Here is a 23,130-nt window from a genome sequence, read left to right as displayed (position 1 = left end):
GTACGTCTCCGGGTGACTGGCTCCGTACAGTGGCCGGATGAGGGGCGGGGCGGTGGGCGGCGCCCGGCGGTGCCCGGGGCGGCGCTGGGCGGTGGCCTGTTCCTGGCCTACCACGTCTCGCGGTATCCCGGCGGCGCACCGGCCGCCCCGGTCTGGGTCGCGGTCTGCACCCGACTCGGGATGAGCGCGGCGACCGCGAAGACGCACGCGAACCGGGCGATGACCAAGCTCGGCGCCCGGGACCGGGCCCAACTCGTGGTCTTCGCCTACCGCAGCGGGCTCGCCGGGATACGACGACCGCGGTAGCCCGGCACTGCCGTCGGGCGGATCCGGCGGCGGCCGGCCGTTCGTAGCGTTCCCGGCATGTTTCTTGGCGACGTCTGGCCAGACACCGGCGACGTCTGGCCAGACACCAGCGATGCCTGGCCAGACGCCGGTAACGCCAGGCCAGACGCCGGTAACGCTGTCCGGACGGCGCCGCTCCGTCCGGGACCGGCCGTCCGGGACCGGCCGTCCGGACGGCGCCGCTCCGCCTGGATCGGCCGCCGGACGGGACCGCTGGCCGGGACACCGGTCGCCGGACCGGTCGGTGTCCCGGCCAGCCGGGCGCCGGGGTGGACTATCCGGCGACGACCACGTTGGTCGGCGGCTCGACCGTCACCGGGGCGCCGTAGCCGGAGAACTCCATGACCGCCCGCACCTCGCGGGCGAAGGTGGTGGGCGGCTTCGCCGTGGTCCGTCCCGTCATCCGCCAGTCGTAGCGCACCGTCGCCACCCGGCCGTCGGCGTCGACGGTGACGTCGCCGACGAACCGGACGGTCGCCGGCCCGGGGCCACCGTCCGACTTCGTGGTCGCGTCGAAGTGGTACGCCCGGTCGCCCTTCTTGATGATCTTGGCATCGGCCTGACGGAGTACCCCGAACAGCAGTTCCCGGTCCACCGATCCGCTCAGCGCGCCGTCCAGCACGTGCGGGTCGTACGCCAGCCGCTCCGCTCGGCCCGGCTCCCGCACGAACTGCCCGCCCGCAACGTGCGTGTAGAGCACCCCGGCGACCAGGCGCTGCCTCTCCTCCCCGTCGAAACGCGAGTACCCACTGGTCGTCGCCGGGTCGAACGCCCCTTCCGAGGTGTACGACGAGTCCGGCGTGCGGGTGCCGCCGTACGACTTGTTGTAGGTGCTGGTCGCCTTCACCCGGTAGCTGACGTTCTCGCTGGCGGCGATCGCCGCGACGAGTTCCAGCCGGGGCGACGGCGCCTCGGCGACGACGGCCGGCCGGTCCGGTGCCGCCGTCGACTGGGTGATCACGGTCGTCGCGACCACCCCGACCGTCAGTACCGCACAGGAGGCGCCGACCACCGCGACCGCGCGGCGCCGTCGGGCCCACACCCCGCGCCGGAGGATCTGCTCGGTCGGGGCGGCCGACAGCGGCTCGCCGTCGACCAGATCACGTAGTCCGCTCGCCAGCCGCGAGTCGAGAGAGTTCATCCCAGATCACCTGTTCCGTTCGAGGACCGGCTCGCGTACCAGGTCCCGCAGTTTGGCCATGGCCCGCGAGTACTGACTCTTGACCGTGCCGACCGAGCAGTTGAGCGCCTCGGCGACCTGCCGCTCGGACAGGTCCTCGTAGTGCCGCAGCACCACCACCGCCCGCTGCCTCGGCGGCAGTGCCCGCAGCGCCCGGCGGAGTTCGTCGGCGTCGGAGTCCGGTCCGGCCGGCGCCGGCCGGTCGGGTACGTCCGCGACGAGGTTCTCCCGCCGTCGCCGCCGCCACACCGAGGTGTGGCTGTTCGTCAGCACCCGCCTCAGGTAGGCATGCAGGTCGTCGTGCCGGGACAACCTGCGCCAGCGCTCGTACATCCTGACCAGGCTGTCCTGCAACAATTCCTCGGCCTGCCAGCGGTCGCCGGTCAGCAGCAGCGCCAGCCTCAGGTGGCGTTGCCAGGCCGACTCCACGAAGGCCACGAATGAGGTGTCGGCCGCCGACAGCGGCCCTGCTCGGTCCGTCACGGTCCTACCACGTGACAGGGTCGGGAAAGGTTGCCTCCCCGTCGAGGCGGCCAAACGGAACCCGCGAGTGCTGGCTGACACCTTCCAAGGAAATGATCTTTATGGCCTCGACGTTCGATCATTTCAGCATCGATAGTCGGGGCGAACCCCTGGAACGCCGGTCTGGTAACGTCCTCCGCTCAATGGTGTTCCGAGAAACTCTCTGCCACTCGATAGTGGACCTAATACGGAGGGGCGCCGCAGCATGGCGGACAGCTATTCGATCAATGGGATGGCCAACCATATGGACGCCCTACTGACCGAAATGCGGACCACATTGGGTCAGACGACCGACGAGGCGTTCCGGCCCACGGCAGGCCGGGGCCTCGCCGCACATGGTCGGGTGCGCGCCGTTGTCGGCGACCGAGGCTACCTGACCGATCTGGTCATCGATCGCGACTGGGCGGCCGGAGTGGACAACCAGACTCTCGTGAGAGCCGTCAAAGAGGCGGTGTGCAAGGCTGTCGACAACGTCCACGAGCAGATTCAGGGCCTCCCGCCGATAGCCGATCAACTGGATGAGATGGTGGACGCTCTCGACCAGACCCTGAACCAGATTTCAAACGATCTTTCCCGGGCCGTCGGCGGGACCGGCCCGCTGTGATCGAATGGCTGGCGGTCGACATCCACCATGTCGAGCGTAGCGCCGCGGCGATCTCCGACTACGGTCGGCAGTTGGCCGAGTTGATCACCCGACTCGACGCGGACGTCGCGGCAGGCCCGGGATGGGACGACGAGAACGGCGGCGCGACCTCGACCGCCGCCTTCGCCGAGATCACCAGGCTGGCCATGAGCAAATACCGCGTACTGGTGAACGACCTGGACGACGTCGGCGCCAACCTCCGACGGATCGCGGTCGAGTGGGAGGGCAGCGACGAACGCGCCGCGTCCACCGTCGGAAAGATCGGCAGGGGCTTGTGACGATCGAGCTTCCCCACCAGCTCACCTGGGTGCACGAACTCTGTGGCGGTAGCTGGCCGGCCGCGGACGAGGATCGCCTGTTCGACCTCGCCCGCAGCTTCCGGGCGTTCGCGGCCGGCCTGCGGGACGTGGACCAGGATGCGAACTGGGTGGCTCGGGACGTGGTCACGAACAACGAGGCCCCGTCCATCGACGCGTTCGGCGCGCTCTGGCGCCAGGCGCACTACAACCACCAACTTGCCGCCCGGGCAACCGACCTGATCGGCGAGATGGCGGTCACCACCGGCATCTCCGTCCAGGCTGCCAAGATCACACTGCTCGGTATCCTCAGCCTGACGGCAACCCGGATCCTCCGGGCGAAAGCCCTCGCGCACTTCCTGCCCGCCGTCGCCGCCGACGAAGCCTTCCGCGCGGCCGCGGCCGGGCGGGTGGCGACCGCGGCCACCCTTCGACGGTTGCAACTGTTCATCGAGGTGCAGGTCGCGACGAACCTTCGGGCCGCGATCGTGCAGACCCTGGCCCAGATCACGCCGGTCGATCTTCCGGCAGCCGGCAGGGCACCGGACAGGCGGGACGGCCCGCTGGTGCCGGGCGAAGCCGCCTCACCGGACTAGGGCGCCAGCCCAGCCGTGCGGGAACCCTCCGGAGCGGTCCCGACGACCACATAGCCACCGAGTTGTCGCTCCACCGCACCCTTGACTGCCAGCAGTGTGTCGCGGACGGCCGGCTCGCACCCGCCACGGTGCAGCCGGGCCGCGAGCCACCGCGCGATGTCGATGTGCTCGCGGTAGCCGTTCGGGGTGAACGGACCCGGGGACCAGATCTCCACCGCATTGCGGGCGATGCTGTGCAGGACCGGGTCGTCACCGCCGAGCCGGGTCAGGACGGCCGGCCAGTCGCCGAGCACGGCCAGCCCGACCAGACGACCTCGCTCCACGCTCGGGTGCAGACCCGCCGTCCGTACGCCGGTGAGCAGCGCGTACGCGTCCAGGGCGCTGTCCCGGTCCCCTGCGTCGTGGGCCCGCCGGGCGAGAAAGCCGATCCGGGCCAGGACGTCCGCGAGCATCGACTGCTCGAAGCTGCCGTAGGCGGTGCTGCTCATCACCTGCACCGGCCAGTCGGGGCCGACCCGCGCGACGGTGGCGCAGGCGGACTCGAGCACCACGGGCGAATTGACGTCGGCCTTGACACAGGCGCCGAGGAACGCGGGAAGGTCGGTGTACGCCTCCTCGGCCGGAGCACGCGCCAGGAGCGCGGCCTCGGCCTCGGCCAGCGCCGGAAAGACCACGACCTTGCCGGCGTCGAGCAACGCACCACCGGCGACATCGGCGTTCAGCCAGAGCACCGCCGCGACGCTCTCGTCGTCCCACCGCACGCCGTCGTCGTCCCGGGCGGCCAGCAGGAGATCCCGGCACAGCTTCTCGTCGAACGGCAGATCCGTCCAGAGCTGGAACCACGGCCAGCCCTGCAACAACCCGAGCTGTCCACGTTCACGCAGCCGCCGTACCACCGAGGCCGACGCCACCACGCCAAGCCGCGCCGGCAGGGCGGCGACGAGCGCCGTCAGCGCCTCGACCCGCTCCGGATCGATCGCCTCCACGACGTCGTGGACCAGCGACCGGAGCCGCTCGACGTCGCCCCGGCCCGAGGCGGCCGCGTGGGCGGCGGCCAGCAGCCGGCGGGGCGAGGACCGGGGCGACGTCCGCTCCAGGATTTCGGCACAGTGCGCCGTGTGGTTCTCCAGGATCCGATGTACGGCCGCGACAGCGGTCCAGTCGTCGCCCTCGGCGTACCGGCGGACCAACTCCGGTCCGTCGAGATCACCCTGTAGGACCTCGCACGCACCGGCCATCTCCTCCGGTGCGATCCAGCGCTGCCGTGGTCGGAGCCACAGGCTCCAGAACCTGTCCCCGGCGATACCGAAGGAGAATCGGCGGGACAGCAGCGGCTCGAGGCAACCGGCCTCGGACATCCGCTCGAGGTGGGCCAGACGCTCGTGGTTGAGTCGCTTGATGCGTACCCGGTCGGCGGTCGCGCGGAGGGTGGCGTCGATCGTCGCGAGCCGCCGCTCGCTCGCGGCCTGGTATTCCCGCTCCCGTGTCTCGCCCGGGGCCATGCCGAGCCGGCGCAGCGACCGGTAGGCCGCGTCCACGACGTCCCACGGGTTGGTGGCGGCGATCAGGTCGCCGGTCGCCAGTCCCAACGCGGTCAGCCGGACCTCACCGACCGCCTCGATCGCCCGGCGGCGTAGCGGATCCGGGACGCCCGGGCGCAGCAGCCCGACGAGCGTGTCGGTCAGTCGCCGGTCGAGCTCCTCGCGCCTCTCGCCGCCGGAATCACCGCGCAGGACACGCTGGACAAGGAACGCGAGGGCGATCTCTCGGGCACCCGCCGCGACATCCTGGTCCTCCGCCACCGTCTGTAGGGCCGTCAGCGACGCCGCCGAGTCCAGCTCCACGAGCCCTCGCGCCGCCGCCGTCCAACTCGCCGTGCCGGAGGCGGGCGACCGGAGTACCGTGCGCTGGGCGGCGACGAAGCGGTCGACCACGTCCCTGGGCGGAGTACCGCAGGCCCGCAGCAACTGCGCGGCGAAGACGGCGTCGACACCCTGGACAAGCTCTACGAGCTGCCGCGCCCGGTCGGGTTGACCGTCGGCGGAGCCGAGCATGATCCGCAGCGGTTCGCGCCATCTGAACTGCATGGCGCGATCCCGCAGCAGATCGATGTCGTCCGTTCCGCCGGCCAGAACGCGGGCCGCGAAATACTCCTGGAACAGCTGGTGCCGGAAGCGGACGTAGCCGCCATCGTGGCGCAGCAGGTCCGAGTCGAGCAACGCCTGAAGCAAGACGGGCGCGCCGGCCGGGCCGACCAGTGGACTCTTTTCAACCTCGTCCTGCGGTCCGTCGTGGCCGCAGGTGGAAGTCGGGTCGCACGCGCCGCGCAGTCCGGGTTGAAAAAGGTTCACTCCGGCGAGCAGCCGCTCTGCCTCGTCCCGCGACACCTCCGTCACGTTGTGTCGCTCGACCAGCGCCTCCCCCAGTGTCTCCAGCGCCGCTTCCTGTAGCTGCACGGTGAAGGGACCGAGTACCTCACCCTCGGCTCCGACAGCGTCGACCCGCTTCAGCAGCCGCCGGGCAAACTCGCCGAACAACATGCCGACATCGCCCGGCAGCGTGCCGTTCCCCGCGTCGGGCCATGCGTAGTACTGCACCAGAAGCCAGAGAAACAGCGGATTGCGGGTCAGCTCCCGCATCTGCCGATTTTCCGGCCGGTGCAGCAGCGCGAACAGCCCGTCGGCCTTTCCCGCGCCGGGAGACCCGTGTTCCGGGCGCAGGCTCTCCGTGATGTACGCACGGGCCTTGTCCTCGGTCACCGGTTGCAGCTCGGCGACCGGAAAGCCGAACAGATCGCTCGAAAAGCCGAGGCTCCGGTGCCCCACCACCACGGGAGTTCGGGCGTAGGCCCGGCGCAGCAGCCGAACCCACCCGACCACGGATTGCCGGTCGGCATCCGTCAGCTCGTTGAAACTGTCGACCATGACGTGCACGGCGCCGATGCGCAGGTGGCCGTCCTCGACGGGCAGGCCCGCGGCGAGCGCGAGTACCCGCGCCGGCTGGCTGCCTGCCTCCGGATCCGACCCGCCGCGCATCGCGGCCAGCGCATGGGCGATGTCGCTGGCCCGGATCAGCACCGGAAACCGCGCCGGCGGCTCTCCGGAGCGGGCTTCGGCGCCACCCAGCAGGCTGACGACGCGGGCCAGCCGGCTCTGGAGTTCCCGCATCAGGGTGCTCTTGCCCGCGCCCGCGTCGCCGACGACGACAACCTGCGGCAAGTGCGCGATCAGCGTCAGCGCGTCACCGTGTCCGTCCGACATCGGCAGGGGCAGCCGCGAGTCTCCGATATCCAGGTACGCCTCCAGCTCTATGTACGGCGGGCGTACCTGCCGCCGCAGCGTGATCTCCTGCGCCACCGGCCGGAACGCGGCGCTCACCACCCGGGCCCGGGCGTCGTCCACGACGGCGCGGACGTCGTCGGTCAGGTTGTCGTAGCGGTCAAGTGCCCGCAGCGCCTCCGCCACCACGTCGGCGAGCCCGGCCGACGACGCCAAACCGCTCCACGCCGTCCGGACCAACCGCTCCACCTCCGCCTGCGGCCAATGCCGGTACGGCCCGTCTCCGTCGAGCCATTCCGCGGCCACGCCCGCCGCGGCCACGGCTGCCCGCACCTTGTCCTCGTCCTGATCGACGTCCGGCCACTTCAGCGTGCGGCAGGCGGCAAGCGTCACCTGCTCGAGGTAGTCCCGGCAGAACCCGTTACGGGCCGACTCGGGATAACCGGCGTGGGCCATCCGCCGGATCGCCCAGAGCAGCTCGAACGCCGTGCGTAGCGCGGGGTCGTCGTCCTCGGCGGGCAGCAGGTCCCGCACGTCGTTTCCCGCCTCCGCCGCCAGCGGATGCAGCCGGGTCGCCGCCGCCAACAGGCGCTGGAGCCGCACCAGCGCCGGCCAGCTCAGCCGTGGTGCGATGACGTCGCGGAGCAGACAGGTCTCCAGCCACACCGGATCGCCGAGGACCGGCCGCTCCGCCCGCACGGCGGCGAAGTCGATGAGGAAGAGCTGGCCGTCCAGGACCAGTACGTTCCGAGGATTCAGGTCACCGTGCATGGTCGCCCGTACCCGCCCCGGCAGGTCGGTCGTCAGGATCTGCCGCAGGACGGTGAACGGATGTCCGAGGACGACACCGTGGACGGTCACCGCAGCCCGACCGTCGTCCGCGACGCCGGGCAGGAACCTGTTGACCCGGGCCCACTGCATCTCCGCCCGACTCTGTACGACCCGTCCGACGACCGGCCTCCGGGACCCGGCGAGCCCGGCCAGCCCGCCGGACAGCTCATGGGTCGTCGCCGGTCGTACCTCGACGGTCGTGTATCCGTCGTGCCCGAACACCTGTCCGTCGGGCCCGGCCGAGATTTGCAGGTCGAACAGGGCGATCTCGTCACCGACGGCGATCCTGGCGTTCGGGTCCGGATGGGACGGCGGTCGGGTCGCCGCGTTCAGGACGTCCCGGGCGTGCCGACGGATCTTGTTGATCGCGCCGGTCAGCGGAGTTCCGAGGCTCGGAAAGCCGTCCGGATGGATCCGGTCCACCTCGATCACCAGATCCACACCGAGGGTGGAATTGAGCGATTCGAGCCGCCGTCGACCAGGGACGATGTCGCACGGCTCGTGTAGCGCCACCGCCAGCTTGGGCAGCAGCGTCTCCACCAGTCGGACGGCCGTATCCGGGGTGCACCCGTCGAGCGCGGTCCGGACGATGGATTCCAGGGTCTCCGGGACCTCCTCCGGCGAACTGGCCCAGTCGGCGACGTGGCGGTAGACGATGGCAGCCCGCCCGGCGTCGATCCGGCCGTGCGGCGCCCCGTCCAGCACGGACCGGCTCACGGCGTCGACCGGCGCGAATATCGCCTGGGGTCGGTTCAGGAGGTAGGTACGGACCGCTCGCCACTCGGCCTCGACCGCCGACCTACCGTCGATCTTGATGACGCAGCGTTCGTCGCGAGCCACACCTTTGCGCTCCACGACGACGTCCAGTACCTCCGCGCCGCTGCGCGCCCCGGGCAGCCGTCGCAGCACGGTGACCCGTTCCACCTGTCCACGCCACTGTCCGGCAAGCGCGGTGTCCTCGCTCGGCGGACCCACCGCGATGCCGCGCAGCACCTCCTCCAGCTCGGGTCGCTGCGCCTCCGACACCTCGGACGTCGCGAAGCCGACCTCCATCCCACCTCCCCGGTCGACGGACACCGTTTCCGCCCGCTAGGAAACGGGCGGTCGACGGCCACAGCCATGATGGCAGCATGGCCTCTTCGTGGGACACCTTGTTGTCCACAGTCGGCGGTGTGCTCGGAACCCTGGCCGGCGTCGCGGTAGGTGGCGCCATCGGCTACCGCACCCAGCGGACACACTGGAGTCGTGGCCTCCGGGTCGAGGCGTACGCCGATTTTCTCCGGTCCTTCGCACAGGTCTACAACACCTTCAGCCGGCCCTGGCGGGAAGGCCGACGCGCCGAGGTCGACTGGGCCGACTGGAACAGGACACTCGGCATGGTCGTCCTGCTGTCGGAGACCAGGCTGGCATCGGCGGCGGTGGCCGTCGACGAACAGATGTGGCGCCTGCACATCCTGGCCGGTCGGCAGCCGCATCCGATCAGCCGCGCCGAGTGGGAACGGCTCTCCGCCCCGCTGGAGCAGGCCCGGCTGGGGTTCGTCAACGCCGCGCGGCGCGAACTGGCGCACCGCAACGCACCCGTGTCCCGCATGATCGGCCGCCCTCCCGCCTCGGACGAGGTGTGGCAGGAGACCTCCGACCGATCCGCCGGAGTCGAGGCTGACAGCAACCCGTAGCGCAGCAGCACGGTGCTCGGCCGGAGCACGGTACTCGGCCGGGTCGCCGACCACCCGCGGCAGCGCCCGGGCCCGGAGCGTCGTCCTCGGCCGGCACCCGAAGCGCCGGTCTCGGCCTCAGGCCGAGAGCAGTTGCCGGGCCTGGGCCAGGGTGGCCGGCTCGCCGTGGCTGTCGACGTACCACTCGTAGTCGTCGTCGAGCAGGTCGCGCATCATCGCCACGTCGGGGCCGTCGTCCGGGTCGCGCAGGTGTGCCGGCGGTGGGTAGAAGCAGTCGCCGAGCAGCGCGACCCGGGCGTCCGGGACGTACGCCACCGTCGAGTCGGGGGCGTGCGCGCCACCGACGTGCCGCAGCCGTACCCCGGTCGGCAGGGTCAGCTCGTCGGTGAAGGTACGGGTCGGGGGCAGGACGGTGAAGTCGGCCCAGTCGTCCATGGCCAGCGCCCGGGCCCGGAAGCTCGGACCGAGTCGCGGATTCTCGCGTACCTGGTCGCGCAGGTAGCGGTGGCTCCACGGCCGAGCCGCCTCCTGCCGGAGCAGCTCCCGCCCGGCGGCCTGCCCGACGATCTCCACGTCCGGCCAGGCGCAGGCGCCCCAGACGTGGTCCCAGTGGTGGTGGGTGTAGACCAGCCACCGGGCCGGGGGCAGCCCGGCGGCCCGCATCGCCGCCTGGACCGCCCGGGCGTGCGCGGGGCTGTGCCCGGCGTCGACGACCACGCTGCCCCGGTCGTCGGCGATGACCGCCACCGCGGCCTGGACGTTCGCCGGGTCCGGGTCGCCGGACGAGAGCCAGACCCGGCCGGCGAGTTGCCGGATGGTGATGCCGTCGATGATCGCGTGACTCCTCGAACGGGGTCCGGGGCGGACCGGGGTGCCGTGCCCCACACCCTATCCGCGCGGTCCGGCGGCCGCGGATACCGTACGGCGTACCAGGTGAAGGGGGCGACGAGGGTGATCACCCGTACCGATGTGCAGGAGGCGGCGGCCCGGATCGCCGGACACGTCCGGACCACCCCGGTGGCCCGGGTCGAACCCGACCTCGCCGGCCCGGCCGGGGCGCTCTGGCTGAAGCTGGAATTCCTGCAACACTCGGGGTCGTTCAAGGCGCGGGGCGCGTTCAACCGGGTGCTGGCCGCCGCCGAGCGCGGCGAGCTGCCGGCCGCCGGGGTGGTCACCGCATCCGGCGGCAACGCCGGCGCCGCCGTCGGCTACGCGGCGAAGTCCCTCGGCGTCCCGGCCGAGGTGTACGTGCCGACCGCCGCCCCCGCCGTCAAGATCGGCAAGCTGCGCCAGCTCGGCGCCACCGTGGTCCGGCACGGCACCGAGTACGCCGAGGCGTACGACGCCGCGGTCAAGCGGGCCGCCGACACCGGGGCGCTGTTCTGCCACGCCTACGACCAGCCGGAAATCTGCGCGGGTCAGGGCACCCTCGGGCTGGAGCTGCTGGAGCAGACCGGTGAGCTGGACACCGTGCTGGTGGCGGTCGGCGGCGGCGGGCTGATGGCCGGGGTGGCCACCGCACTCGACGGCCGGGCCAGGGCGGTGGCGGTCGAGCCGGAAAGCGCCTCGGCGCTGCACGCGGCGCTGGCGGCGGGCGGGCCGGTCGACGTACCGGTCGCCGGGGTGGCCGCCGACTCGCTCGGCGCCCGCCGGGTCGGCGGGATCGCCTACGAGGTGGCGGTCCGGGCCGGGGTGCGCAGCCTGCTGGTCAGCGACGCGCAGATCGTGCAGGCGCGTCGGCTGCTCTGGAGCCACTACCGGGTCGCCGTCGAGCATGGCACCGCCGCCGCGATGGCCGCGCTCACCTCCGGGGCGTACCGGCCGGTCGCCGGGGAGCGGCTCGCCGTGCTGCTCTGCGGGGCCAACACCGACCCCGCCGACCTGGCCGGCTGATCCTCTCAGAGCTACCGCACCACCCGCAGGGCGGCGCGGCGCCGGGCGTACCGGCCCGGCCAGTCCGCCTCCGGGCCGAGCAGGGCGGCGAGGCTGGCCGCGTCCCGCTGTGCCTGGCCCGCGCAGCAGTTGTTCAGCAGGAGGTGCAGCTCGTCGGTCTCGTCGGCGAGGCCGCGCAGCCGCTTCGCCCAGTCGGCGAGTTCGTCGTCGCCGTACGCGTACCGGAACCGGGCCTCCTTGTCGCCGGTGGTCCACTCCGGACTGTGCCCGTGGAACCGCATCACCGCCGGCTCGGCGGTGGCCAGCAGCAGCGGCGGGATCGACGACTCGTGCCCCTGCGGCATGTCGACGCTGACCATCGTGATGTCGTGCCGGGCGAGGAAGCCGACGGTGTCCGGTGCGTTGTCACCGTCGAACCAGGACGCGTGGCGCAGTTCGACCGCGACCCGCCAGGGCCGGCAGCGTTCGGCGGCGTCGCGGATCCGCTCCTTCGCCCGATCGCCGTGCCCCAGCCAGGGCGGGAACTGGAACAGCAGTACGCCGAGCTTGCCGGCTCCGGCGATCGGCTCGACCGCCTCCCGGAACCGCTGCCACAACTCGTCGTAGATCGACTCCGGCAGGTCGCGACGGCGTACCCGACCGGTGTCCCGGCCGTCCGGCCGCAGGTCCCGGGGCAGTGCCGCCAGCTCCGCCCCGTGCCCGGTGAACAGGCCGAACGCCTTGACGTTGAAGGTGAAGTCCGGCGGGGTACGGTCCACCCAGGCCGACGTCGTCTCCGGTGCCGGTACGGCGTAGTGGGTGGTGTCCACTTCGACGAGACCGAACCGCTCGGCGTAGTAGGCCAGCCGCCCGGCCGGGGTGTTGGCCGACCGGGGGTACCAGCCGGACGCGAGCAGCGACCGGTCCGCCCAGGAGGAGGTGCCCACCTTTATCTCGCCCATGTGCACAGTCTCTCCCCACCGGTCACGGTGGTCGAAACCTACCGACCCGGGACAGGCCGGAGAATTACTTGATCGTGGACGGAGCGCCCGCCCTGCTATGGTCCGCCAGGTGCCCGACCTGTTAACCCCGGACGGCACCCGGCTGGCACTGCACGATCTCGGCGGCGCCGGTCGGCCGGTGCTGCTCCTGCCCGGCCTCTGCGGCCACGCCGGAGTGTGGTCGGCCACCGCCGCCTGGCTCCGCGCGACGCACCACGTGCACGCCCTCGACCCGCGCGGGCACGGCGCCAGCGAGCGGCGGCCCACCGACGTCTCCCGGGACTCCCACGTCGCGGACGTCGCGGCGGCGCTGGCCGTCACCGGCCCGGCGGTGCTGGTCGGCCAGTCGCTGGGCGGGCACACCGCGTTTCCCGTCGCCGCGCGCCAACCCGGCCTGGTCACCCGGCTGGTGCTGGCCGAGGCAGGGCCACAGGGACCGGACGCCGACACCCCTGCGCGGATCGCCCGCTGGCTCGACGGCTGGCCGACCCCGTTTCCGGACCGGACCGCCACCGTCCGGCACTTCGGCGGCGGCCGGGCCGGGGAAGCCTGGGCCGACGGGCTACGTACGGCACCGGGACGACGAACGGCGTTATCGAGACCGACAGTTCCGACAAATCATATGCTGGTGCGGTGACGACCAGCGGCTCCGACGGCCACCGCCGGGCACACACCGGTCGGCGCCGCAACGAGGAGGCCCGGCAGGCGATCCTCGACGCGGCGCTCCGGCTGCTCACCACCCGGCACGACGGCGGGTTGACCGTCGACGTCATCGCCCACGAGGCCGGGGTCGGCAAGCAGACGATCTACCGCTGGTGGCAGTCGAAAGGCGCGGTCCTGCTGGAGGCGCTGACCGACTGGAGCGACTCGCTGGTGCCGGTCCCGGACACCGGATCACTCCGGGAGGATCTCTGCACCTACCTCGCGCACACGTTCCGCCGGGCGGGCGAGCCGGCGACCGCGGCCGTGCTGCGTACCCTGGCCGCCGAGGCGGCCCGCGACCCGGGCACCGCCGAGTTGTTCCGGCAGTTCACCCAGACCCGCCGGGACGCGCTGCACGCCATCGTCCGGCGGGGCCGGGAGCGCGGCGAACTCGGCCCGGAACTGGATCTCGAACTCCTGGTCGACCAGGCGTACGGACTGTTCTGGTACCGCTTCCTGCTCGGGCACGGGCCGCTGAACCAGGAGACCGCCGTCCGACTGACCGACGCCCTTGTCCGCTGACCGGCGGACGCCGGGGTCCGGGTCGCGTCCGGCAGGTCACCGGCGTGTCATGCTGGCCCGTCGGCGGCTTCCGGCTGCGATGCTCGGGCCGGAGCCCCTCGGAGGCGACCCGACGCAAAGGGAAGGGGAAGGGGCCAGCAGTCGAGCCGTTAACGCTTCCCACGGCTGGAAGCCGGGGGATCTCTGGCTCAGACCGCACGAGAGCACCGCCCCGGAAGGAGGTGATCGCATGTCTCACGTCGTCGGCACCAGCACGGCCACGCTCTGCCGTGGCGAGGATCGTCCTCGCCGCGTTCCGGTCCCGACACGCGGTGTACCCGCAGCCGTGGCACCGGACACCCAGCCCGAGGCGGTCCTTGGCTCTCGTACCGCACTGCGAGCAGGTCATCGTGGTGTAGGCGGGCGGTACCAGCACCACCTTCCGGCCCGCCCGCCGGCCACGGTCGACCAGCTCCCGCTTCGCCGCACCGATCGCCGCGTCAGCAGCCGTGCGGGCCATCCGAGATCTGGTCAGGAATGTGGGCTTGAAGTCCTCGACCGCGATGGTCGCGTGGTTGTCGACGACCTTTTTCGCCCAGACGCGGACGTCGTGGGTGTTCTGCCGGGCCGCCTTCTTCGCCAGCTTCGCCGCCTGGCATTTGGCTCGCAGGTGGCCGTTCGACGGCGGGGCACCCTTGCGGCGTCGGCGGCGGGCCATTCGGCGTTGGAGTTTGGCGAGTTCGGCGGCGCACCGTTTCCGGTGGCCGTGGTGTGGCAGGTCGTAGGCAGCATCGGTCGTGGTCGCGGTCGTCGTGACACCCCAGTCGACACCGATCGCCCCATCGGCATCTGGGGCGGGTGTGATCTCGCGGCAGACGACGAAGGAGGCGTACCAGTGCCCGAGGCAGTCCTGGTAGACGCGGACGCTGGTCGGATCGGACGGCATCTCGCGGGACCGGACGACCGGAATGGTGACGCCGGCGGGCAGCCGCAGCCGGCGGCCGCGGATCGAGAATCCCGCACCGTGTATTCCAGGCTGGGCAGCATGTCCTTACGCCGCTCCGATCTCGGCCGGCCTCGTCCCTTCGCGTCGAAGGGCGAGAGCGTAGGTACGCAACGTCTGCCGCCGCGCGACCTGGGACCCGTCCCGCAGCCACGACGAACGGGCCCGCACCTCGGTCAACAACTTCGACAACTTGCCGAACGTCGGCCTACGGCCGGTCCTGTACTGGTGCACGGCCTCGTTCCACAACCAGCGACACCGGCCCCACTCGGCCAACAGCGCCGCCTCCGCGATCGCGCCGGGGCGCAACCGGTAGGTGTACCGCACCGTCTCCTCCACAACTGGAAGCATCCCAGCCCCATCCGACAGTTCCGCCCACACGGAGGAGTCGACGCCATGCCAAGGATCAGCATCACGCCTGACCGCCCTTTCCTCCCCATGGCTGAAGCCAGGGGTTTCGCGGGCGGCTTCTAATGAGTTCCGAACACGCGCACAGCCACCTGCCCTTCCCCGGCCGGCCGAGCAGCCGCGCCGCGCGCCGGCTGAGTCTGGCCCTGCTGATCCCGGCGGCGGTGCTCACCCTCGTGTCGATGGCACTGCTGTGGCCCCGGGACACCCCGGCGCCCGGTCCGGCCGACGGTCCGATCCGGGTGCTCGGTACGGTCGTCGCCGTCGCGTCGGCCCCCTGCGCCGCACCGCCCGCCGGGGAGGAACTGCCGACCGGCGCCCCGACCGACTGCGGCACGGTCACGGTCGACCTGACCGAGGGCATCGGGGCCGGCCAGCGGGTCAGCACCGACGTACCGTCCGGGCCGGGCGCAATCCGGGTGGCGGCCGGGGACGAGGTGGTGCTGCTCTATCTGGAGGAGAGCCCCGAGCGGCAGTACTCGATCATCGACCACCAGCGGTCCACCCAGTTGTGGCTGCTCGGCGCGGTGTTCGCGCTCGCCGTACTCGCCTTCGGCCGGTGGCGCGGCCTGAGCGCCCTGGCCGGGCTCGGCGTCACCTTCGCGGTGCTGCTGATGTTCATCGTGCCGGCCATCCTCGACGGGCGCTCACCACTGCTGGTCGCCATCGTCGGCGCCGCGGCGATCATGCTCACCGTGCTGTACCTGACGCACGGGTTCAGCATGACCACCACGATCGCGGTGGCCGGCACCCTGGCCAGCCTGACCATCACCGCGGCCCTCTCCGCGATCGCCACCGCCGCCGCCCACCTCTCCGGGATCGCCGACGAGACCTCCAACTACCTCTCCATCACCCAGGGTGAGGTCAATATGCGCGGCCTGCTACTGGCCGGCATCGTGATCGGCTCACTCGGGGTACTCGACGACGTCACCGTCACGCAGTCGGCAACGGTCAGCGAACTCGCCCTGGCCAATCCCGGGTACGGCTTCCGGCGGCTCTACTCGGCGGCCACCCGGATCGGTCGGGCACACATCGCATCGGTGATCAACACAATCGTGCTGGCGTACGCCGGCGCCTCCCTGCCGCTGATGCTGCTCTTCGCCGCCGACACCGCCACCCCGATCGGCGAGCTGCTCACCAGCCCGCTGATCGCCCAGGAGTTGGTACGCAGCGCGGTCGGCACCATCGGGCTGATCACCGCCGTCCCGATCACCACCGCCCTGGCGGCCCTGCTCGCCGCCCGGCGCGGCATCGAGCCGGAGGCAGGTCCGGTACCACCGGTCCCGGCCACGCCCGCTCCGGCTCCGGCGGCCCGGCGCGGCGCCGCCGGGGTCGGGGTCGGGGTCGGAGAGCGGCCATCGCCGTCGGTACCGTCCGGCGGGCCCCCGCCGGGGGCAGGTGGCGACGCACCGGTGTCGGCGGCGGGTGGCGATGCCCCGGAGGCCGATCCGTGGATGGCCTTCGTCGACCGCCATCCGGACGGGAAGCGGTAACCGGGGACCCGCGACCAGGGCAACCCCCACACCGGCCGGGACGGTGGCCAACGCCTCGGGCTCGGTCCCGCGACGGCGCCGACCCGGGTCACCGGTCCTGCGTTCCAGGCCGCCCGTCGCCGTGCAGTGCCGGATCGAGGCGCTCGACGGCGGGGGCTACCGCCTGGTCAACGCCGAGGGGGTCGTCGCCACCCTGCCCGGTACGCCGGACCGGGTGCCGCTGCCGACCCCGTGAGCCCGCGATCTGCGATCTCAGCCCGGTCGGTGCCGGCGGGGTCGGCCGGTTGGCGTCGGCGGCGGCCCGGACGAACTCCCGGACCCGGGCGGTGGTGTTGGTGGCCAGCCAGATCGGGCCGCGTTCGATCGGCGGCGCGTCGGAGATCGGCACGTACGCGAGGTCGGGGCGGGGATAGTAGCGGCGGCTGTGCTCGCCGACCGGCAGTACGCCCCGGCCGAGCGCGACCAGCGAGAGCATCTCGGAGAAGGTGTTCCCGACCGGCCCCTTCGGCACCGGTCGGCCCGACGGGGTGTGCTCGGGCGTACGGTCGCGCTTGAACTCGGCGGAGGTGACCGCCGGATACTGCACCACCGGATGGTCGGCGAGGACGTCCAGGGAGACCGACGCCGCGCCGGCCAGCGGATGGTCGGCGGCGACCGCGAGGACCCGCCCCTCGGAGAGCAGCGCCGGCCCGTTCGCCATGCCGTCGAACGGGTACGACGCGATCAGCACGTCCACCGAGCCGTCCAGCAGGCTCGACCGGGTGTTCGCGAGCTGCGCCTCGTGCACCTCGACCTCGCACTCGGGATGCCGCTCGGTGAAGAGGTTGACCGCCCTGAGCAGCAGCGGCGCCGTCCCCTCGCCCAGGAACGCCACCCGGAGCCGCCCGGTGACGTTGCGCCCGGCGTCGACGGCCCGGCGTACGGCCTCGTCGATCCCGGCCACCAGCGGGGTCAGGTCGGCGGCCAGCTGCCGCCCGATCGGGGTGAGCCGGACGACCCGGCTGGTGCGCTCGAACAGCGGCGCCCCGACCCGGCGTTCGAGCTTCTTCACCACATGGCTGATCCGCCCGGTGGTGACCTGGAGCCGCTCGGCGGTACGGCCGAAGTGCAGCTCGTCGGCGAGGGTCAGGAAGGTCTCGATCTCGTGTCGTTCCAGCACGTCGGCGCCCATCGTTGAATCTGGATCAACGATCGTAGCCCGATCACGGCTTGGTGCCGGTCGCCGTGCGGCGGATCGTAAGAGGCGTCACCGCCGGGCCGGGGTTCCGGCCAGAACGCCGAGCTGCAGCCGACCGGCGTGGTACGACAGGAGGAAACATGGGCACCACCGAGATCACCGACTACCTGCGCGGTCTCTACGCACCGCTGCGGGAGATCGGCGAGAAGCTCCGGCCGATCGTCGATGCGGCGCTGCCGGGGGCGACCGGCGGGATGTGGCACGGCCACCCGACCTGGAGCCTGGGCAGCAGGCCCGGGCAGCAGCCGGTCTGCCTGGTGAAGGCGTACCGGTCGTACGTGACCTTCGGGCTGTGGCGGGGGCAGGAGCTGGCCGACCCGAGCGGGCGGCTCGTCCCGGGCGCCCGCCGGATGGCCGCGGTGAAGCTACACGCCGTCGACGAGATCGACCCGGCGCTCTTCACCGACTGGCTGCGCCGGGCCGTCGACCTGGAGACAAGGTGACGACGATGAAGGTCAAGGCGTTCGACCATCTGGTACTCACCGTGCAGGACGTGGAGCGCTCCCTGGCGTTCTACAGCGGGACCCTCGGCCTGGCACCGGTCCGGGTGCCCGAGTGGCGGGCGGGCAAGGTCCCGTTCCCCTCGGTCCGGATCACCCCGGAGACCATCATCGACCTGGTGCACGGCCAGCGGGGCGAGTCGAACGTCGACCACATCTGCCTGGTCGTGGAACCGCTGGACTGGGCCGAGGTGATCGAGTCGGGGATCTTCACCGTCCTGGAGGGGCCGGTCGGCCGGTTCGGTGCACGCGGCAACGCGATCTCGATCTACGTCTCCGATCCGGACGGCAACACGGTCGAGCTGCGCTGGTATCCGGAGGACCGCGCGGGATAGCGCGGGCAGGTCAGGTGCGGCGGGCGGTCGAGCCAACCGTCCGCCGCGCCCGGAAGTCCCCGCCTCGCCCACCCGGACGATTGGCGGTGGAGATCGAGGCGCTCCAGGGTCGGCCCGCCGACCGGGGATGGCCGTGAAGATCAACATACAGAACGATATCGTTGAATGTCTGAGTCTGCGACCGGCTCTGCGCCGAGCGCGTCCACCTGCACCGAGGCGGCGATGTCATGGCCAACCTGCTCGACCGGATCGACCGGGCGACGTCCGGTCTCTGCCCCTGCGGCGCCGCCCCCGCCGCCGGTTCGGCGTACTGCTCGGACGACTGTCGACCCAGCCATGTCGGCGACGACACCGACACCCGGGAGACGGGTCACCTGGCCACTCCGATGCGGTGGCGCCCCGACCTGGTCACCGTCGACGACGACAGCGACCTGGTCGACCTCGGCGCCCAGACCTGGTACGAGGGGCCCTACCGGGCCCAGATCTTCGACCGGGCCAGCCGACCCGGCAGTTGGCACCTGCGGCTGGACGACGGACACCGGTACGTCGGCTGCGACCTCGGTGACCTGATCGAGACCGGACCGGGGCCGGTGCCCGAGCACCTCGTCGGACGGATCCGGGACCTCTGGCGACGGCTGGAACGGGAGCTGACCGATCCCCGCCGCACGGTGCCGTACGCCGGCCCGTGGCAGGCCGCCTTTCCCACCGGCGGCGGGCCGTCATCTGCGGGCAGGGCGTTCGGGCCGGCCCAGCCGTGCAGTGTTCCGACCCAGGCATGGCAGCGACGGTGCCGGCGCTGCGACCGGCACGGCGTACCCGTGGACGGCCGGCGCGACGGCGAGCCCTGCCAACTGTGCGCGCACTGCCAGGCGCCGTTCCCCGGGCCGGTGCTGATCCCGACGCTCCAGTCCCACGGCCGGCACACCGTGTTGAAGCTGAGCTACGTCGCGAACGGCGAGTACTTCACCCGCAGCGCCTTCGTGCCCGGGCGCGACATGATGACCGCCGAGGATCCGGCGGTGCTGCTTCAGTCCGCGTGGGACCGGCTCGAAGCCTTCCTGCTGGACCAGATTCCCCGGTCGCCGAGCGGGCCGGACCGTCCGGCCGCCGAATAGCGGGGACGCCCAGCCCCGGCGCCCGGCCGCGCCATCAGGACGGACGTTTGCCGCGCCGTGTATGCCGGGCCGGCAGAATCGACCGGAAGAGTTCCCCGCGTCGGCGGATGGAGTCGGTCAATGCCTGAGAACGCCAAAGGACCCGATCCCCGCACAGCCACCTGCCCCACCGGGTACGTCACGCTACTACGTCAGGTCCGGTGCGGGTCCGGCCTGACTTACCGGGAGATCAGCCGACGGGCCCGGGAGACCGGCGGGACGCTCCCGCCCAGCACCCTCGCCAACATGCTGGGCCGGAACACCCTGCCCCGAGCCGAGTTGGTGGTCACCTTCCTCACTGCCTGCGGAACGCCGCCGGAGCAGGTGGCCACCTGGGTCGACGTACGCCGCCGGATCGCCGTAGACGGCGCGGCCGCCACCGCGGCGGCGGCGCCGTCACGGCCGTCCACCGTGCACCCACCGTCGGTCGCCGGCCGGGCACGGGTACGCCGCTGGCGCCCCGCCCTGGCGATCGGCACCGTTGCGCTGCTCGCGATCGTGGTGCTGGCCTGGCGTGGCCTCGACAGTGAACTCGCCTCGGCGCACGACGGCCGCCCGCCGGAGGGTACGGCGGTCCGGAGTCCGTCGCCGGGCGCCCCGGCCGTGCCGGCACCCGGCTACTACCTGGTCCGCGCGGCCCACTCCGGACTGTGCCTGACCGAACGCGTCGGCACCGACGACAGGCAACTCTTCCAGAGCGACTGTGCCAGTGCCTTTCCACCGCGGGCGCTCCGGCCGACTGGCGCGGGACACCGGTTCGAGACGCTGCATCCCGAGTTCGGCCCCGGCTGCATGGGGGTGATGGCGGCGAGTCGGGACGTCGGCGGGGTGGTCCAGGACGGATTCTGCGGTACGGGACTCGCGGAGGATTTCCGGTTGGAGCCGGTCACCACCCCGACCAGCGGCTTCCGGATCCACGCCGTGCACAGTGGGCTCTGCGTCGGGGTGGTGGGCGGCTCGACCGAGGACTGGGCAGCGATCGGCCAGGTCGCCTGTGACCTCAGCACACCCGGCCAGATCTTTACCTTCGACACCGCGCCCGCCCCGTCTCCGGCCACCTCCGGCCGCTGACCTCCGCGATCCGGCCCGACGTCGGGACAGGCCGATCGCACAGGTCGGGACAGCCGCATCGCACAGGTCGGGACAGCCGCATCGCACAGGTCGGGACCGGCGGATCAGCGGATCGGTTCGGCCGGTCGGCCCTGGTTGTCGGCGATTTTCGCGTCCCTCGCGAATATTTCCATGATCTTCTCGGGCCGACACGCGGTACGGTCCTTACTACCGCGGCGTGCACGCGCCCCGACGCACGTCGCCACCCACTGGGGCATCGTGCACGGAGGACATACGCATGACCTATCGGTCGGATCGCACACCAGGCAGGAGACGCCGACTCGTCGGCGTGGCGGCGGCAGCCGTACTCCTCGCCTCCTTGCTGCCGGGGACGGCGTCGGGCCAGGAACCCGCGCCGGACCCGCGGATCGGCCTCGGCGCGGGCTGGCTGGACGCGCAGAGCGCGAGCAGCAACCTCGAACTGCTGGCCCACCGCGACAAGCCGGCAGGCTTCGTCAACCCGGCCAACCCGGGTGACTTCGGCTACGCCGGATCGGATCTCGCCTTCGGCGGCGATCACGCCTTCATCGGCAACTTCAACGGCTTCAACATCTACGACATCTCCGAGCCGACCAACCCCACACTGGTCACCAGCGTGGTGTGCCCGGGCGGGCAGGGCGACCTGAGCGTCCACGGCGACCTGCTCTTCATGTCGGTCGAGGAAACCCGTGGCCGCCTCGACTGCGGTACGGACCCGGCGGTCGGCACCCGCTTCCAGGGCGTACGCGTCTTCGACGTCAGCGACGTGGCGAACCCGGTACAGGTCGCCGCGGTGCAGACCTGCCGAGGATCGCACACGCACACCCTGGTCACCGACCCGGACGACAGCGCGAACGTCTACGTGTACGTCTCCGGCACCGCCGGCGTACGCCCGGCCACCACGATGGCCGGCTGCAACAACACCCCGGCGGCCGGCGACAACCCGGCCCGGTGGCGGATCGATGTCATCAAGGTACCGGTGGCGGCCCCCGGGCAGGCGGCGATCGTCAGCGGTCCCCGGCTGTTCGCGAACCCGCAGACCGGTGCGGTCGACGGCCTGCAGAACACCCCGCCGGCCCCGACCCACCCCTCGGGCGGATCGTGGAGCCCGTCGCCGGTGACCGACGCCTGTCACGACATCACCGCCTATCCGGAACTCGGCCTCGCGGCCGGCGCCTGCGAGGGCAACGGCATCCTGATCGACATCTCGAACCCCGCCGATCCGGTACGCATCGACGAGGTCTCCGACCCGAACTTCGCGTACTGGCACTCCGCGACGCTCAGCAACGACGGTAAGAAGGTCATCTTCACCGACGAGTGGGGCGGCGGCACCGGTGCCCGGTGTCGGACGACCGACCAGCCGCAGTGGGGCGCCAACGCGATCTTCGACATCGTGGACCGGAAGATGCGGTTCGCCAGCTACTACAAGCTGCCGGTGCCGCAGACGCTCCAGGAGAACTGCGTCGCACACAACGGCTCGCTGATCCCGGTGCCGGGGCGGGACATCCTGGCCCAGGCGTGGTACCAGGGCGGCATCTCGCTGCTGGACTTCACCGACTCGGCCAACCCGCGCGAGATCGGCTACTTCGACCGGGGGCCGATCAGCCCCACCAGCATCATGCTCGGCGGCTTCTGGTCGGCGTACTGGTACAACGGTCAGGTCTACGGCAGTGAGATCGCCCGCGGCTTCGACGTCTTCGGGCTGAAGCCGAGCCAGGACCTGAGCGCGGCGGAGATCGCGGCCGCCCGCGAGGTGCGGGTGCCGGAGTTCAACGCCCAGCACCAGACCAGGACCACCTGGGCGCCGAGCCTCGCGGTGGCCCGGGCCCGCTTCGACCAGTTGGCCCGGACCTGCACCTCGACCATCTCGAAGCGGCACAACGGGCCGCTGACGGTCACCGGCGTCACCTGCCTGACCGGGGCGACCGTCTCCGGCCCGGTCACGGTCCGCCCGGGTGCCTCGCTGCTGGCGCTCGACTCGACGATCTCCGGCCCGGTGTCGGCGTCGAACGCGGCCGCGGTGCACCTCTACGGCAGCACGGTGCGCGGGCCGGTGAGCATCACCGGTACGAAGGGCAGCGCCGCCATCGTGCAGACCGAGATCTCCGGACCGGCCGTACTGACCTCGAACCGTACCGGGACGGTCGAGCCGATCGTCGCGGACAGCACCGTACGCGGCCCGCTGAGCTGTACCGGCAACTCGCCGGCGCCGATCAACCTCGGTAAGGCCAACACGGTGCAGGGGCCGGTCGCCGGCCAGTGCGCCAGCCTTGACTGACCCACGGTAGGCACCGTTGGCAGTGGGGCGTGTCCGGTCGGAGTACCCGGCGGGACACGCCCCCGACGCGTCTCCAGGCCCGCGGCACGTTTCCGGTCGGCGGCAGGCCCGGGCACCGCGCTGGCGAACTGCCCGGCCGGCACCGCGCTGGCCGGGGCGCCCCCAGAGGTGACGGGCGTTGTCGCCGGTT

The 23,130-nt window shown here is 71.9% G+C and carries 19 protein-coding genes and 3 pseudogenes; 14 read left to right on the top strand and 8 right to left on the bottom strand.

The window, feature by feature from the left end:
- Nucleotides 1-171: 171 nt before the first annotated feature.
- Nucleotides 172-306: pseudogene (locus R6Y94_RS27265) on the top strand (LuxR C-terminal-related transcriptional regulator); the annotation flags it as partial.
- Between the two features lie 313 nt (nucleotides 307-619).
- Here the strand turns inward: R6Y94_RS27265 and R6Y94_RS27260 are convergent.
- Both R6Y94_RS27260 and R6Y94_RS27255 read right to left on the bottom strand, forming a co-directional pair.
- Nucleotides 620-1,486 carry a hypothetical protein gene (locus R6Y94_RS27260; RefSeq protein WP_318398704.1) on the bottom strand — a complete coding sequence of 289 codons (867 nt, stop codon included), beginning with the start codon at nucleotides 1,484-1,486 and terminating at the stop codon, nucleotides 620-622.
- A gap of 6 nt (nucleotides 1,487-1,492) precedes the next feature.
- Nucleotides 1,493-2,008, bottom strand: coding sequence for a SigE family RNA polymerase sigma factor (locus R6Y94_RS27255; RefSeq protein ID WP_318398703.1), 516 nt, complete (start codon nucleotides 2,006-2,008; stop codon nucleotides 1,493-1,495).
- Between the two features lie 244 nt (nucleotides 2,009-2,252).
- Between R6Y94_RS27255 and R6Y94_RS27250 the strand changes: the two genes are divergently transcribed.
- The 3 genes from R6Y94_RS27250 to R6Y94_RS27240 are packed head-to-tail and all read left to right on the top strand — an operon-like array spanning nucleotide 2,253 to nucleotide 3,582.
- The gene (locus tag R6Y94_RS27250) at nucleotides 2,253-2,651 is read left to right on the top strand and encodes a hypothetical protein (protein WP_318398702.1); all 399 of its coding nucleotides are present in this window, start codon (nucleotides 2,253-2,255) and stop codon (nucleotides 2,649-2,651) included.
- On the top strand, nucleotides 2,648-2,968 hold the full coding sequence (locus R6Y94_RS27245; protein ID WP_318398701.1) for a hypothetical protein: 321 nt from the start codon (nucleotides 2,648-2,650) through the stop codon (nucleotides 2,966-2,968). The genes R6Y94_RS27250 and R6Y94_RS27245 overlap by 4 nt, the downstream gene beginning before the upstream one ends.
- On the top strand, nucleotides 2,965-3,582 hold the full coding sequence (locus R6Y94_RS27240; protein WP_318398700.1) for a hypothetical protein: 618 nt from the start codon (nucleotides 2,965-2,967) through the stop codon (nucleotides 3,580-3,582). Before R6Y94_RS27245 ends, R6Y94_RS27240 begins: the two co-directional genes overlap by 4 nt.
- Here the strand turns inward: R6Y94_RS27240 and R6Y94_RS27235 are convergent.
- Nucleotides 3,579-8,744: a hypothetical protein gene (locus R6Y94_RS27235; RefSeq protein WP_318398699.1), complete on the bottom strand. Its 5,166-nt coding sequence runs from the start codon at nucleotides 8,742-8,744 to the stop codon at nucleotides 3,579-3,581. The two genes, R6Y94_RS27240 and R6Y94_RS27235, sit on opposite strands and share 4 nt — an antisense overlap.
- A 119-nt stretch (nucleotides 8,745-8,863) precedes the next feature.
- Here R6Y94_RS27235 and R6Y94_RS27230 point away from each other — a divergent pair, with 119 nt between their 5' ends.
- Nucleotides 8,864-9,367 (top strand): hypothetical protein, encoded by a 504-nt coding sequence (locus R6Y94_RS27230; protein ID WP_318398698.1) that lies wholly within the window; start codon nucleotides 8,864-8,866, stop codon nucleotides 9,365-9,367.
- A 117-nt stretch (nucleotides 9,368-9,484) separates the two neighbouring features.
- On the opposite strand, the gene R6Y94_RS27225 is transcribed toward R6Y94_RS27230, so the two are convergent.
- The gene (locus tag R6Y94_RS27225) at nucleotides 9,485-10,252 is read right to left on the bottom strand and encodes an MBL fold metallo-hydrolase (RefSeq protein WP_318398697.1); all 768 of its coding nucleotides are present in this window, start codon (nucleotides 10,250-10,252) and stop codon (nucleotides 9,485-9,487) included.
- A 48-nt stretch (nucleotides 10,253-10,300) separates the two neighbouring features.
- Between R6Y94_RS27225 and R6Y94_RS27220 the strand changes: the two genes are divergently transcribed.
- Nucleotides 10,301-11,260: a threonine/serine dehydratase gene (locus R6Y94_RS27220; RefSeq protein WP_318398696.1), complete on the top strand. Its 960-nt coding sequence runs from the start codon at nucleotides 10,301-10,303 to the stop codon at nucleotides 11,258-11,260.
- Nucleotides 11,261-11,271: 11 nt separating this feature from the next.
- On the opposite strand, the gene R6Y94_RS27215 is transcribed toward R6Y94_RS27220, so the two are convergent.
- Nucleotides 11,272-12,201 carry a DUF72 domain-containing protein gene (locus R6Y94_RS27215; RefSeq protein WP_318398695.1) on the bottom strand — a complete coding sequence of 310 codons (930 nt, stop codon included), beginning with the start codon at nucleotides 12,199-12,201 and terminating at the stop codon, nucleotides 11,272-11,274.
- A 109-nt stretch (nucleotides 12,202-12,310) separates the two neighbouring features.
- On the opposite strand from R6Y94_RS27215, the gene R6Y94_RS27210 reads away from it, so the two are divergent.
- Together R6Y94_RS27210 and R6Y94_RS27205 are read left to right on the top strand one after the other, a co-directional pair.
- Complete coding sequence (locus tag R6Y94_RS27210) at nucleotides 12,311-12,877, top strand: alpha/beta hydrolase (protein ID WP_318398694.1); 567 nt, start codon at nucleotides 12,311-12,313, stop codon at nucleotides 12,875-12,877.
- A complete protein-coding gene (locus R6Y94_RS27205) occupies nucleotides 12,874-13,464 on the top strand; it encodes a TetR/AcrR family transcriptional regulator (RefSeq protein WP_318398693.1) in 591 nt (196 codons plus the stop codon). Before R6Y94_RS27210 ends, R6Y94_RS27205 begins: the two co-directional genes overlap by 4 nt.
- Before the next feature lie 283 nt (nucleotides 13,465-13,747).
- On the opposite strand, the pseudogene R6Y94_RS45320 reads toward R6Y94_RS27205, so the two are convergent.
- Both R6Y94_RS45320 and R6Y94_RS27200 read right to left on the bottom strand, forming a co-directional pair.
- A pseudogene (locus R6Y94_RS45320) lies at nucleotides 13,748-14,437 on the bottom strand (RNA-guided endonuclease TnpB family protein); the annotation flags it as partial.
- A gap of 57 nt (nucleotides 14,438-14,494) precedes the next feature.
- Entirely contained in the window at nucleotides 14,495-14,797 is a 303-nt protein-coding gene (locus R6Y94_RS27200; protein WP_318398692.1) for a hypothetical protein, read from the bottom strand.
- A gap of 122 nt (nucleotides 14,798-14,919) precedes the next feature.
- On the opposite strand from R6Y94_RS27200, the gene R6Y94_RS27195 reads away from it, so the two are divergent.
- Nucleotides 14,920-16,347: a YibE/F family protein gene (locus R6Y94_RS27195; RefSeq protein ID WP_318398691.1), complete on the top strand. Its 1,428-nt coding sequence runs from the start codon at nucleotides 14,920-14,922 to the stop codon at nucleotides 16,345-16,347.
- A 271-nt stretch (nucleotides 16,348-16,618) separates the two neighbouring features.
- On the opposite strand, the pseudogene R6Y94_RS27190 reads toward R6Y94_RS27195, so the two are convergent.
- Nucleotides 16,619-17,506, bottom strand: a pseudogene (locus R6Y94_RS27190) (LysR family transcriptional regulator); the annotation flags it as partial.
- Between the two features lie 158 nt (nucleotides 17,507-17,664).
- Between R6Y94_RS27190 and R6Y94_RS27185 the strand changes: the two are divergent.
- From R6Y94_RS27185 to R6Y94_RS27165, 5 genes are all read left to right on the top strand, one after another.
- A complete protein-coding gene (locus R6Y94_RS27185; RefSeq protein WP_318398689.1) occupies nucleotides 17,665-18,027 on the top strand; it encodes a DUF1801 domain-containing protein in 363 nt (120 codons plus the stop codon).
- Nucleotides 18,028-18,032: 5 nt separating this feature from the next.
- Nucleotides 18,033-18,419 carry a VOC family protein gene (locus R6Y94_RS27180; protein WP_318398688.1) on the top strand — a complete coding sequence of 129 codons (387 nt, stop codon included), beginning with the start codon at nucleotides 18,033-18,035 and terminating at the stop codon, nucleotides 18,417-18,419.
- A 227-nt stretch (nucleotides 18,420-18,646) separates the two neighbouring features.
- Nucleotides 18,647-19,534, top strand: a complete 888-nt coding sequence (locus R6Y94_RS27175) for a hypothetical protein (protein WP_318398687.1) — start codon at nucleotides 18,647-18,649, stop codon at nucleotides 19,532-19,534.
- 120 nt (nucleotides 19,535-19,654) lie between these two features.
- On the top strand, nucleotides 19,655-20,644 hold the full coding sequence (locus R6Y94_RS27170; protein WP_318398686.1) for an XRE family transcriptional regulator: 990 nt from the start codon (nucleotides 19,655-19,657) through the stop codon (nucleotides 20,642-20,644).
- A gap of 277 nt (nucleotides 20,645-20,921) precedes the next feature.
- Nucleotides 20,922-22,940 (top strand): hypothetical protein, encoded by a 2,019-nt coding sequence (locus R6Y94_RS27165; RefSeq protein WP_318398685.1) that lies wholly within the window; start codon nucleotides 20,922-20,924, stop codon nucleotides 22,938-22,940.
- The last annotated feature ends 190 nt before the right edge of the window (nucleotides 22,941-23,130 follow it).

It is taken from the genome of Plantactinospora sp. KLBMP9567 (assembly GCF_033446045.1).
Classification (GTDB): domain Bacteria; phylum Actinomycetota; class Actinomycetes; order Mycobacteriales; family Micromonosporaceae; genus Plantactinospora.
Note: the sequence above shows the minus strand (reverse complement) of the source record. Positions and strands in the feature narration are given on the sequence as shown.